Genomic DNA, 12185 nt, shown 5'->3' on the forward strand with positions numbered 1-12185 from the left:
AGAGTTCCGAAGGACGCGACATGGATCAGCCGACGTTGCGAGCACTCCTGCGCCGCGACGACCTCGGTCTGCGTCTGATCTCGGACGAGAGGATGCTGCACGACGGCGCCCTGGAGCTGCCGCTGCGCTGGGTGCATTCCTCTGACCTCGCCGATCCGACCCCGTTCCTCGCCGACGAGCTCGCACTGCTCACGACCGGATCGCAGTTCGACACGGCAGAGGACGTGCACGCCTACGTTCGTCGTCTGCACGAGCGCGGCGTCGTCGGGCTCGGGTTCGGCACCGACGTGCACCGCTCCGGCATCCCGGATGAGCTGATCGCGGCGTGCGCCGATCTGCGGATGCCGCTGTTCGAGGTGCCCTACGACACCCCGTTCATCGCCGTGGCCCGTGCGCACTCCGAGGCGATCGCCGCGCAGGCCTACGCCCGTCGGACGTGGGCGCTGGACACCCAGCGCGCTCTGGCCGTCGCGGCGCTGCGTCCGCGCGGCCTGTTCGCGACGCTGACCGAGCTCGCCAGGCGCCTGGAGCGCTGGACCGGGATGTTCGACGCCGCCGGCGTTCTCGTGCACGAGTATCCGCAGGGCAGTCTCGCGACGGCGGATGCCGAGGCCCTCGCCTCCAGGGCGACGGACCTCATCGCCCGCGGGGGCCAGGCCGGTCAGTCCCTGTCACTGGGCGCCGAGTCGTACACGCTCTTCACGCTCGGCCGCAGCGGCCATCTGCGCGGCGTCATCGCGATCGCTACGGCGTCGCTGGATGCCGAGGCCCGCGCCGTGGTGACCTCCGTGATCGCGATGGCCGGTCTCGCGCTCGAGCAGAACGAGCAGTTCGCGCGCCGCAGACGGCGGTTGCACGCTCAGGTGCTCGCGTCGCTGATGCTGGACGACCCCACGCTCGCGCGGCGCGTGCTCGGATCGCTCCCGCATGCACCGATCGTCGTCGCCGTGGCGGATGCAGACGCACCAGCCGACGCGCTCGAGGAGTGGTGGGAGCGGACGCGGACGGATGCCGGAACGGCCCTGTTCGGCGCATCGACGGAGGACGGCGTCGTGATGTGCGTCTCCGCGGAGGACGCCGGCGTGTTCGACGAGATCGCCGAACGGTTCGGCATCCGCCTCGGCGTCTCCGAGCCGGACGGCTACGCGTCGTTCTCGCGCGCGCATGCGCAGGCGCTGGCGGCGCAGCGGCACGGCGGCACCGGCGCGATGCGGTACGCGGACACGGTCGCGTCGAGCATCCTCACCGCGTTCGCGACGGACGAGGCGCGGCTGGTCGCCGAATCGCGCCTCGCACCGCTGCGCACGCACGACGGACTGGAGGAGGCCCTGCGCGTGTGGCTCCAGCACGACGCGCGGTTCGAACAGGCGGCGGTCGCCCTCGGCATCCATCGCCACACCCTGCGGGCCCGGATCACGCAGGCGTCCGCGCTGCTCGGCGTCGACCTGTCGACATTCCCGGCCAGGGCGGAGCTGTGGGCGGCGCTGCAGACCGCGAGCTGACCGAGGCCGCGGGACGGCGGCCGGGTGAGACGTACTCTGCCGGGTGAGACGTACTCTGCGGGGTGAGACGTGAGCAGGGCGCGCAAGTCTCACGCCGCAAAGGACGCCTCACCCGGCGGAACCGCGGCGCGCACGGGCGGCCGCGCGCGTGAAACACCTACGCGCTGACCTGCATGTCCCGTCGGGTGATCGCCCCGGAGAGCGGCGCACCGACCAGCAGCGCTTCGACGTCGTCGAGGGCGGCGTCGGCGAGTCGGCGCACATCGGTGCCCATGGATCCGGCGATGTGCGGCGTCAAAGCGACGTTCGGCAGGTGCCGCAGCGGTGCGTCCACCGGCAGCGGATCGGGGTCGGTCACGTCGAGCACCGCGTCGATGCGGCCGGATGCGCACGCCTCGTACAGCGCGTCATGGTCGATCAGCATTCCGCGGGCCGTGTTGATCACCGTCGCCCCGTCGCGCAGCGCCGCGAGTTCGACGGCGCCGATCATGTGCCGGGTCTCCGGGAGAGCCGGTGCGTGCAGCGACAGCACATCCGCCCGGTGCAGCAGCTCGGGCAGCGCGACCAGCTGCGCCCCCGCCTCGGCGACGGCCGAAGCATCGACGACGGGGTCGGCCACGATCACCGTGACGTCGTCCATCTGACGCAGCATCTGCACCACGCGGCGTCCGATCCGCGAGAACCCGACGACGCCGACCGTGCGACCAGCGCTGCCGTACGCCGCGGAGGTCACGAGATCCGCCCACGCGAACGATTCCCGCTCCTGATTGCGGACGTGCACGAAGGCGCGCTTGAACGCGAGCACGATCGACGCGACCGCGAACTCGGCGACAGGCACCGCATTGGCGTCGGCCGCGGAGGTGACGACGATCCCACGGTCCCAGAGCTCGTCCGAGACGAGATCCTGCACGCTCCCCGCAGCATGGACGACGGCACGCAGCCGGGGCATCCGTGCCAGCATCTCCGCATCGAGCTGCGGCGCTCCCCAGGAGGAGAGCAGGATCTCGGTGTCCTCGATCGGACCGTCGTCGAACCGCAACGACGCCGCCGAGCTCAGCGACCTCAGCCGCTGCATCCGCGGTTCGTCGAACAGCAGATCGAAGACGTCGGCGCTCATGGCCGTGCGCACGACGGCGCTCACGCCCGCACCTCCTCGACCTCGAGCACGGGGCGCAGCGTGTACCGACTGTTCGCCCAGACGACGTACAGCGCCGGCGCCGCGGTCAGCCCGATCGCGATGGCAGGCATGGTCGTGAAGAGCGCCGCCTGCACGCCGAGCACCGCGAAGGACAGCGCCGTCAGATACCAGCGACGGATGCCGAGGTACAGCGCCGCCGTGAACGCATCGCGCATCCGCGCCGCCGGCACTTCGGCGAGCGCGCCGAGCCCCACGAGGCCCGTCGCCAGCGTCACCAGCGTCAGGATGCCGAGCACCGGCACGACGACGACGGATGCCGGGGTGTCGGCGACGGCGCGGACGTCGACGAGCAGGATGACGGTGAGCGCGGTGCCGGCGAGACCGAGCAGCATCGCCTTGCGCCACGTCGCCTTCCAGCCGCGCCAGAACGCGCGAACCACCTGCGTTTCGCCGGCGGCGTTCTCACGGAATGCCGTGAACGCGCCGGTCAGCGCGGGGGCGGCGAGCGGAGCGGCCAGTGCGAGAAGCGGCCAGGAGTGCGCAGGGTCGGTGGTCATCAGCAGCACGACGAGGGGTGCCGCGGCCACGAGCACGAGGAAGTTCACGGCGAGCCCCAGGTAGACGACCCCGAGGATCGTCGCCCAGGTGCTGTGCGAGACGCGCTTCATGCTCAGCCCTTCATTCCACTGGTGGCGATGCCCTCGACGAAGTACTTCTGCCCGAGCAGGAAGATGATCGCGATCGGGATGACCGAGATCGTCAGACCAGCGAACAGCAGCGCGTAGTTGGTGTCGAAGAGGTTGCTCACGAAGCTCTTGAGTCCGAGCTGAATGGTCCACAGATCCGGGTTGCGCAGATAGATGAGCGGCCCGAGGTAGTCGTTCCAGGTGTTGACAAAGGTCAGCAGCGACAGGCTCGCCAGTGCCGGGACAGACAACGGCAGCATGATGCGGCGCCAGATGCCGTACTCGCTGAGCCCGTCGAGGCGTGCGGCCTCGCTGAGCTCCTCGGGGATCGTCTCGTAGTACTGCTTCATGAGGAACACGCCGAAGGCGCCGAACGCCTGGAGCAGGATGATCGCCCACAGCGTGTTCGAGACCTTGAGATTCGACAGCAGGATGAACTGCGGGATCATGTACGACTGCCACGGCACGGCGATCGTTCCCACGTAGATGAGGAACAGGATGTCGCGACCGGCGAAGCGCATGCGCGCGAACCCGTAGGCCGCGAAGGAGCCGGTCAGCACCTGGAGGAAGGTCACGGACACCGCCAGGACCAGCGTGTTGCGGATCCAGGTGAGCATGTCGGACTTGGTCCAGATGTCGATGTAGTTCTGCCAGACGAAGGTCTCGGGGATCCACACCACGGGAACCGAGAACACCTCGTTCGCCGTCTTCAGGGAGCTCATCAGCATCCAGAAAAACGGCATGAGCAGGCCGACGGCGAAGACGGCGAGCGCGACGTATCCGAGGACGCGGCCCACCCGGCGCCGGGTGGACGAGGCGCCGACGCGGGGGCTGCGCGGCGCGGGATCGGTCAGCTTGCGCAGCGGGCGGCGCCCGGTGACCAGGAGTTCGGTCTGAGTCATCATGCGCTCCGCTTCTTGTTCCACAGGAACTGGCCGATCGTGACCAGGATGCAGAGGAAGAACAGCGCGACGGCCGCGGCGGACGCGTAGCCGAACTGCGATTCCTCGAAGCCCTTCTTGTAGATGAACTGCGACAGCACCAGGGTCGCCTGGCCGGGTCCGCCGTCGGTCATGACGAGGATCAGGTCGAAGATCTTGAAGGAGTTGATCGTGAGCATGACGGTGACGAAGAACATCGTCGGCCGCAGGCACGGCAGGGTGACGTTCACGAATCGCTGCCACACGCTCGCACCGTCGACGCGGGCCGCCTCGTGCAGTTCGCGGGGAACCGTCTGGAGACCGGCGAGGAACAGGATCATGTAATAGCCCATGTCGCGCCACGTCGACACGATCACCACGGCGGGCATCGCCCACTCCGGCGAGGTCAGCCACCCCGGCGGGTTCTGGATGCCGATGGCGCGGAGGATCTCGTTGATGGGGCCGTAGTCGGGGCTGAACAGCAGGTTCCAGACCACCGCGATCGCGACGATCGATGTGATGTACGGGAAGAACGCCGCGGTGCGGAAGAACGCCACGCCGCGCAGCTTGTTGTTCAGCAGCAGGGCCAGCCCGAGCGAGACGACGATGGTCAGCGGGATGTGCAGGACCGAGTAATAGATCGTGTTCCAGAACGCGATGTGGAAGCTGCCGTCGCCCAGCAGGCGCTGGAAGTTGGCGATCCCCACCCAGTCGGCCTTGCCGAACACGTTCCAGTTCGTGAAGGCCATGTAGAAGAGGATCAGCACGGGCAGCAGGGTCAGGAACCCGAACCCGGCGAAGTTCGGCAGGATGAAGCTCCAGCCGATCAGCGCGTTGCGGCGGCGCAGCGCCGAGCGGCGTCGCCGCGCCGGCGTCGTCGTCGGCGCCTCGGGGGCATCTGTCGTGGTCATGTCGTCTCCTGTGGGGAAGCGGGGAGGTGTCGGGGGCGGCCGCAGGCCGCCCCCGATGGATCAGTCGAGTCCGACTTCGTTCTTCGCGCGCTCTTCGGCGGTCGCGATCGCGGAGTCGACCGGCTCGGCTCCGGACATGACGGCCGTGTGCAGGTCAGCGAGGATGCCCTGGATCGCGGCGGTCTTGCTCGAGGTCGGGTTCTCGGGCAGCGTCTCGTGCGTCGACCACGCGAACGTGGACAGCTCGTCGGTCGGCGCGCCCTCGACGGCGAAGTACTTCTCGGCGATCGCGTCGCTCGTCAGCGCGGGCGTGATGCCGATGCCGGCGAGGAGGTTCGCGGCATCCTCGGATGCGGCGAACTCCAGGAACGCCTTGGCGGCGTCGGTCTTGGCCGAATCGATGTTGGCGTTGATGCCGAAGCCGGTCGGGTCGCCGAACGTCACCGGGGTGTTGTCGGTGCCCGCGGTCGACTCGTCGAGCTGCGGAACCGGAGCGATGCCCCACTCGAAGTCGCCCGCCTCACCGGAGGCCTGCTGGGCGATGAGCGTCGCGGTGTACCACGTGCCCATCAGCAGCATGGCGGCCTTCTGCGTGCCGAACTCGCCCTGGTACGTCAGCTGGTTGGCCTTGGCGGTGTTGAAATCGACCTGCGCACCGGCATCCTGCAGCGCGAGCGTGCGGTCGTAGTAGTCCTTGAGGTTGCTGAAGTCCCCCTCGAGGATGTCGGTGCCGGTCTGCGCGTTCGCGAAGCCCTGCACCGTGGACTGCCAGTTGTGCAGGTAGGCGCCCTTGGCGGCATCCGTCGTCAGTGCCTCGGCGGCCGTCGCGTAGTCGTCCCACGTCCACGAGCCGTCCGGGTACTCGACGCCGGCGGCGTCGAAGAGCGCCTTGTTGTAGAACAGCACCCAGGAGTCCTGGCGGTAGGGAACCGCGTAGGCCGTGCCGTCGACCTCATAGGAGCTCGCTCCCCCGATGCCGTCCGGCAGCGCCACGTCGGAGACGTCGAGCAGCTGGCCGCCCTCCTGGAAGGTGGTGACGTACTTGACCTCCTTCTGGGTGATGATGTCCGGGCCGGAACCGGCGGCGAGGTCGGCGGTGACCAGCGTGTTGTACTCGGCCGGGTCGTACTCCTTGAGCTCGACCTTCACGTTGTCGTGGGTCTTCTCGAACTCCTCGGCGAGCAGCTGGAACTCCGGCGTCGTGTCGACGCTCCAGGCCGATACGCTCAGTGTGACCGGCGCATCGGGGTCGGCGGGTTCGCCGGAGTCGCTGCTGCAACCGGCCAGTGTGAGAGCCGCGACAGCTGCGATGCTGCCGGCGGCGAGGATCCTGCGGTTCATGGGGTGCTGCTCCTTTGCGATTGCGATGGCCCAGTGATGGGTCGGGGTCTCCGGACGCTCGGCGTCCGGTGGTCTGTCAGTCCAGGTCGGCCAGGTCCGTGGTCGTGCGGATGCCGTCGGGCCACGCGACCGAGACGGCATCGCCGTCCCAGTTCACGGCCGGCGGCTCGGTGGACGACGTGCCGGCCGCGAGGCGGACGGCGGTGACGATCCAGACGCCGACGGCGGGTTCGTACGCGATCACCGGGACGCCGGCGACCGGGCCGAGCGGGCTCGCCTCGAAGCGCTCCTCGACGCTCGCCGTTCCGCCGGGGCTGAGAGCGACGATCTCGCTGACGCGACCGTTCGCCGCGGCGCTCGCGGTGGCGCCCGCCGCAGTCATGGCCACGGCATCCGCAGCGATCGCCCACCCGCCGATGCGCAGGGCCGCGGGCTCAGCTCCCTGCTCGAGGGCGTCGATGCGCACGAGGCGCACCTCCCAGGCGCCGCGCACCAGGGAGAGGGTCGTGACGGTGCCGGCGAGGGCGATGTCTCCCGTGATGCCCGAGCCGTGACGCACCTGGTCGGCGGCCGGCGCGATCCAGTGCGCGCGTGCGGTGGACCCGGCGAGCGCGGCATCGCCGTCGTGACGGACGACGCGCAGCTGCATGCCAGCGCGGTGCGCGGCACGACCGTCGGCGTGGATGAGTGCGACGGACTGCTCGAGCGGCTCCTGCCACGCGTCGCCGTTCAGCAGCGGGCTCGCCGCCGTGGAATAGCCGATCCGCGCGTACAGCGGCGAGTCGCCGACCAGGTCACCGGCGTTCGCGTGGTCGGCACCGTGATTGATGACCCGCACGATGCCGTCGTCCCGCGTGGCCGCGATGATCCAGCCGGGGCTCTCGACGACGCGGAGCACGTCACCCGTTTCCACGGGCAGCGGCACGGAGTCGGCCGCCCAGACGGGGTGGTCGGCGGGAAGCGCGATCCCCAGCATCCCCTTGGCGGCCCAGTAGGGCGAGCCGGTGCCGGAGTAGTTCTGCGCGAGGCGACGCCATTCGCCGTGCCAGCCGAGGTCGAGCAGGTCGTCGTCGTTCGGGACGCCGTGATCGGCGAAGTGCGACACGATGCCGGATGCCGCGCGGCGCAGCTGCCCGGCAGGAACCGAGGGGACCTCGGCGAAGACGCCGGCCCAGAACGGGGCGGCGGCGGCGAACCGGTAGACGAGGCTGCGTCCCTGCACGAGCGGGGAGCCGTCGGAGCCGACGAGGGCCACGGCATCCTGCAGGTAGGAATCGAGGCGCGCGACGTCCGCCGCTGTGCGACCGTCTGCGAGATCCGCCGCGCCCTGCATGCGCGACCAGAGGATCGGGTAGAGGTGCAGCGCCCAGCCGACGTAGTGGTCGTACGAGCGCTCGTCGCCGTCCGCGAGCCAGCCGCCCTCGCGGACGAACGAGTCGTGCGTGGCGAGGTCCGCATCGATGTCGGTCCGGGACCAGGGTCCGCCGACCGATCGCAGGAACGTCTGGACCACGATGCGGAACCACACCCAATTGGTCTGCGGATAGGTGTCGTCGCCGACCACCGGCGCGAGGTAGTCGATCAAGCGCTGCTGGATGAGCGCGTCGAGGCGGTCCCAGATCCACGGGCGGGTCATGTCGAGGATGAGCGCGATCGACGCCGCTTCGACCTTGGCCTGCGCGTGCTCGTCGAGACGCACCCAGCGGTCGGTGGCGTCGGGGTCGACTCCGGCGGCGATGCCGCGCGAGTAGTCGGCGATGAGCTGATCGACACCCTCACCGCGAGCGCCGGCGATCCGGAAGCCGGCGAGCAGGAACGTGCGGGCGAACCCCTCGAGCCCATCGACATCCCGCCCGTAGCCGCCGGATGCGCCGGGCGGAGTGATGCGGGCGAAGTTCTCGGATGCCCAGACACGGGAACCGGCGAGCAGGCGGTCGGCGAACGCGAGCCAGTCGTCGCGGGTCCAGTCGAGCACGGATCTCTCCTTTGAAATGCGGGCAGTCAGGTCGGGTTGACCGCTTTCGGAGATTAGCAATCTTTTTCAAACAGGACAAGATAGTTTCAGTTTCGTTATGTTCGGTTATGATCGATTAGAGATGTCGACACCCGGAATGACGCATGAGGGACGTCGATGACGGTAGAAAGAACGGGGAAGAGGCGAGGAAGCATGACCGACGACACCGCGCACGTCCTGCTGGCGGCGAAGCGCCGCGAGCAGGTGCTCGACGCACTCGCGCGCGACGGCGCGGTGCGCATCTCGCAGCTGGTCGACGACCTCGGGGTGACACCGGTCACTCTGCGCCGCGACCTCGCCCAGATGGAGCGCGAGGGCGTGCTCGTCCGCGTGCACGGCGGTGCGGTGCCGTCGAAGGCAGCGGCCGCTGCCCCTTCGACGCCGACCGAGTCCGAAGTCCGCACGATCGCGGTGCTCGTCCCCTCACTGAACTACTACTGGCCGGGCGTCGTCCGCGGGATGGAGGCCGAGGCCCGTTCGCGCGGACTGAAGGTGCTGCTGCGCGGCGCCTCGTACGAGCTGCAGGATGAGCGCCCCGTCCTCGAGAGACTCGTCGCGAGCGAGGACATCGCCGGCCTCATCGTCGCACCGAACACCGACACCCCGCACGCGCGGGACGTCACGCGCTGGCTGCACGAATCCGGCATCCCGACGGTGCTCGTCGAGCGCGACGCGGTCGCATCCGACGGCGCACCGGTCGAATCGGTGACCACGGACCACGCGCTGGGTGCGATGCTCGCCGCGCGGCACCTGGCGTCGCTCGGTCACCGACGGGTGGGCCTGGTGCTCTCGCGCAACTCGCCGACCTCGCGGAAGATCGTGGCCGGCTGGCGTCAGGCGGTCACCGATCTGCAGCTCGAGCCCACCGGCAATGTCGAGACCGTGCTGCCCGATCGATCGAGCCCTGACTTCACTGCGGAGGTCAACACGGCACTGGACGCGCTGATGGATGCCGGCATCACCGGGCTCCTCGTGCACTCGGACCCCGAGGCGATGGCTGTCGTCGATCTCGCACTCAACCGCGGGATATCGGTCCCCGAGGACCTGTCGATCATCGCCTACGACGACGAGGTCGCGCAGCTGTTCACGCCGGCGCTGACCGCCGTGAGCCCGCCGCGTGCCTCTGTCGGACGCACGGCGGTCGATCTGCTGCTGCACCGGATGGGCAGCCCGGACCGCCCGGTGCACCGGGTTCAGCTGAGCCCGCAGCTGATCGCCCGCGACAGCACGGCCGCCCCGCGCGCATAGCCCGTCGCGGTCGGCGGCTGACGCCGTTACTGGTCGGCGAAACCGCGGCCCCGCGCGATGAGCACCGGTATGCAGCCGCAGATCATGCAGAGCACGCCGGCCACCACGAGCATGACCCCGAGCGGCCAGAAGACCTCCATCGACAGATCGCCGTAAGACAGCGCGTCGAACGATCGCGCGACACCCTCGGGGAAATCGAGGATGCTCCCGCCGTCGCCGAACGCCCACAGGACGATCCCGAGGGTGGTGGCGCCCAGACCGACGAACACGAACGCCGTCGCGGACAGGCGACCGCGCCCTCCGACGCGTTCGAGGTGCGAGCCCTCCGCGGCGATGTGCGGTGCACGGATCGAGATGACGGGCAGCACGATGATGAGGACCACGCCCAACGGGATGCACATGCCGATCAGGTAGCCGGCCAGCGGCACGAGGAACAGCTGGGCGGCGATCCCCTCGTCCCACCAGTAGTGGAAGTCGCCGTTCTGCGCTGCCGACTCGACGATCAACTGCCGCACGCCGGGGAACGCGACGGCGATGGCCTGCACGAGGCCGATCGGGATCGCGACGAACGCCGGAGCGACGAAGCACGCCGCGAGCGTCCGCAGCAGAAGCGGACCGACGGCTGCCGTGCGCTTCCACGCCATCTCGAGCATGCACCAGCCGGAGTACAGGCCGGGGGCGACGAGCGCGAGGTTGCCGCCGATGCCATCGCCCGAAGCATCCGACAGCGTGGCGAACATGCCCCACACGCCGAGGATGATCGCGAGAACGAGCGCGACGAGGTTGCCGCCCGCGACGAGTGAGCGCAGTTCGGTCCGCCACAGGTGTGCGTCCGTCGGCGCCTCAGGGTCCTTCGACATCTCATCTCCTCCGTCGAGCTCGGACGTCCGTCAGGCTATCGAGGCGCGTGCGACTCGAGGAACTCGTACACGTCGGTCGTGTCGACGCCGGGGAACGCGCCGGTCGGCAGCGTCGCCAGCAGCGTGCGCGGAGTGCGCACGTTGGGCCAGGACCGCTCCCGCCAGCGTTCCTCGAGCTCGGCGGGCGCCCGCCGGCAGCACACCTCGACGGAGTGCTTCGACACGCCCCGGTTGGCGGTGTCCCGCCCGACGAACCACTTCGTGTCGTCGAAGCGCACGCCGACGCTGACTGAGTGCAGACCCTCGCTGGAGGCCTCCACCCTGGCGGTGCACCAGTACGTGCCGTTGCCCGTGTCGGTGTACTGGTAGTACGGATTGAACCGGTCGTCCTCGTCGAAGACCACCCGGCTCGTCCACCGCCGGCAGCACATCTGCCCCTCGATCGCCCCGAGCCGATCGGTCGGGAAGTTCACGTCGTCGTTCTCGTAGGCCTTCGTGATCGTGCCGGACTCGTGCACCTTGAGGAAGTGCACCGGGATGCCGAGGTGCCTGGTCGCCAGATTCGTGAACCGGTGCGCCGCGGTCTCGTAAGACACCGAGTAGGCATCCCTGAGGTCCTCGATCGAGATCTCCCTGCGCGCTTTCGCCTCCTGCAGAGCGGGCACGACGTGCGCCTCAGGGACGAGCAGCGCTCCGGTCAGGTAGTTGGTCTCCACGCGCTGCCGGAGGAACTCGGCGTAGCTGCGCGGTTCGGCGTGGCCGAGGATCCGGCTCGACAGCGCCTGCAGCACCGCCGTGCGCGCGTCGCCCTTCGCCTGCACATGGGCAGACAGGTACAACCGCCCGTTCGCGAGATCGGCGACGCTGCGCGTGGTCTGCGGGAGGTCGGATGCGTAGTGCAGCGTGAATCCGAGGTGGGCGGCGATCTCGGAGGCCGTGCGCTGCGTGAGCGGGCCGCCGGGGTGGCCGACCGCCGCGAGGATCTCTGACGCCTTCGCCTCGAGTTCCGCGAAATGGTTGTCCTGCCGCCGCATGAGGTGGCGCAGCTCGACGTTCGCTCGGCGGGCCTCCTCCGGCGTCGCCGCGCGTTCGTCGCGCAGCCGGTCGATCTCGCCGTGCAGGGCGAGCAGTGCTTTCAGCGCATCCGTCGGGACGCTCTTGGCGATCCGGAACGGCTCGATCCCGAGCGCCTGGAACGTCTGCCCCTTCATCGCGCGCTCCAGAGAGATCTCGAGCGCGCTGCGCTCGTCGAGCGGCTCGCCCTCGAGCAGCGCGTCGATGCTCGTCCCCAGTGCGCGGGCGATCGCCTGGAGCAGCGTCAGCTTCGGCTCGCGCTTGCCGGTCTCGATCATGGACAGCTGGCTGGGCGCGCGATCGACGGCCGCGGCGAGCGCCTCCAGGGTCATCGCCCTGGAGGCGCGCAGCCGGCGGATGCGCCGCCCGATGGTGAGGGCGTCGGTGTCGTCGTCCGTTTCCTGGGCCTGCCGGAGGATCATGGCGCTGATTCTGTCACGAAAACAGAAATACGCATGAATTTCTCCTCGAGATCGGTCATCAACATCCGA

General features: G+C 69.3%; 10 protein-coding genes. 2 read left to right on the forward strand and 8 right to left on the reverse strand.

Going from position 1 to position 12185, the window contains the following annotated elements:
- Positions 1-20 precede the first annotated feature (20 nt).
- Positions 21-1502 (forward strand): PucR family transcriptional regulator, encoded by a 1482-nt coding sequence (locus ACWAT3_RS15885; RefSeq protein WP_460799977.1) that lies wholly within the window; start codon positions 21-23, stop codon positions 1500-1502.
- Positions 1503-1659: 157 nt separating this feature from the next.
- Here ACWAT3_RS15885 and ACWAT3_RS15890 read toward each other — a convergent pair whose 3' ends face one another.
- From ACWAT3_RS15890 to ACWAT3_RS15915, 6 genes are all read right to left on the reverse strand, one after another.
- Positions 1660-2643 (reverse strand): hydroxyacid dehydrogenase, encoded by a 984-nt coding sequence (locus tag ACWAT3_RS15890; protein WP_460799979.1) that lies wholly within the window; start codon positions 2641-2643, stop codon positions 1660-1662.
- Positions 2640-3308 carry a DUF624 domain-containing protein gene (locus ACWAT3_RS15895; protein WP_460799980.1) on the reverse strand — a complete coding sequence of 223 codons (669 nt, stop codon included), beginning with the start codon at positions 3306-3308 and terminating at the stop codon, positions 2640-2642. The genes ACWAT3_RS15890 and ACWAT3_RS15895 overlap by 4 nt, the downstream gene beginning before the upstream one ends.
- Positions 3309-3310: 2 nt before the next feature.
- The gene (locus ACWAT3_RS15900) at positions 3311-4231 is read right to left on the reverse strand and encodes a carbohydrate ABC transporter permease (protein WP_460799981.1); all 921 of its coding nucleotides are present in this window, start codon (positions 4229-4231) and stop codon (positions 3311-3313) included.
- On the reverse strand, positions 4228-5157 hold the full coding sequence (locus ACWAT3_RS15905; protein ID WP_460799983.1) for a carbohydrate ABC transporter permease: 930 nt from the start codon (positions 5155-5157) through the stop codon (positions 4228-4230). Before ACWAT3_RS15905 ends, ACWAT3_RS15900 begins: the two co-directional genes overlap by 4 nt.
- 60 nt (positions 5158-5217) lie before the next feature.
- Positions 5218-6498 carry an ABC transporter substrate-binding protein gene (locus ACWAT3_RS15910; protein ID WP_460799985.1) on the reverse strand — a complete coding sequence of 427 codons (1281 nt, stop codon included), beginning with the start codon at positions 6496-6498 and terminating at the stop codon, positions 5218-5220.
- 76 nt (positions 6499-6574) lie between these two features.
- Positions 6575-8473, reverse strand: coding sequence for a DUF2264 domain-containing protein (locus ACWAT3_RS15915; RefSeq protein WP_460799986.1), 1899 nt, complete (start codon positions 8471-8473; stop codon positions 6575-6577).
- Between the two features lie 192 nt (positions 8474-8665).
- Between ACWAT3_RS15915 and ACWAT3_RS15920 the strand changes: the two genes are divergently transcribed.
- Positions 8666-9760 carry a LacI family DNA-binding transcriptional regulator gene (locus tag ACWAT3_RS15920; RefSeq protein WP_460799988.1) on the forward strand — a complete coding sequence of 365 codons (1095 nt, stop codon included), beginning with the start codon at positions 8666-8668 and terminating at the stop codon, positions 9758-9760.
- Positions 9761-9786: 26 nt separating this feature from the next.
- Here ACWAT3_RS15920 and ACWAT3_RS15925 read toward each other — a convergent pair whose 3' ends face one another.
- Together ACWAT3_RS15925 and ACWAT3_RS15930 are read right to left on the reverse strand one after the other, a co-directional pair.
- Positions 9787-10620, reverse strand: a complete 834-nt coding sequence (locus ACWAT3_RS15925) for a hypothetical protein (RefSeq protein WP_460799990.1) — start codon at positions 10618-10620, stop codon at positions 9787-9789.
- 35 nt (positions 10621-10655) lie between these two features.
- Positions 10656-12116, reverse strand: coding sequence for a helix-turn-helix domain-containing protein (locus tag ACWAT3_RS15930; RefSeq protein WP_460799992.1), 1461 nt, complete (start codon positions 12114-12116; stop codon positions 10656-10658).
- Positions 12117-12185: the final 69 nt, after the last annotated feature.

It is taken from the genome of Microbacterium sp. GXF0217 (genome assembly GCF_054798195.1).

What these genes read in the sequence shown, in the direction of transcription:
- ACWAT3_RS15885 (WP_460799977.1), top strand. Translation starts at nt 21, where the DNA reads ATGGATCAGCCGACGTTGCGAGCACTCCTGCGCCGCGACGACCTCGGT.
- ACWAT3_RS15895 (WP_460799980.1), bottom strand. Translation starts at nt 3,308, where the DNA reads ATGAAGCGCGTCTCGCACAGCACCTGGGCGACGATCCTCGGGGTCGTC.
- ACWAT3_RS15900 (WP_460799981.1), bottom strand. Translation starts at nt 4,231, where the DNA reads ATGATGACTCAGACCGAACTCCTGGTCACCGGGCGCCGCCCGCTGCGC.
- ACWAT3_RS15905 (WP_460799983.1), bottom strand. Translation starts at nt 5,157, where the DNA reads ATGACCACGACAGATGCCCCCGAGGCGCCGACGACGACGCCGGCGCGG.
- ACWAT3_RS15910 (WP_460799985.1), bottom strand. Translation starts at nt 6,498, where the DNA reads ATGAACCGCAGGATCCTCGCCGCCGGCAGCATCGCAGCTGTCGCGGCT.
- ACWAT3_RS15920 (WP_460799988.1), top strand. Translation starts at nt 8,666, where the DNA reads ATGACCGACGACACCGCGCACGTCCTGCTGGCGGCGAAGCGCCGCGAG.
- ACWAT3_RS15925 (WP_460799990.1), bottom strand. Translation starts at nt 10,620, where the DNA reads ATGTCGAAGGACCCTGAGGCGCCGACGGACGCACACCTGTGGCGGACC.
- ACWAT3_RS15930 (WP_460799992.1), bottom strand. Translation starts at nt 12,116, where the DNA reads ATGATCCTCCGGCAGGCCCAGGAAACGGACGACGACACCGACGCCCTC.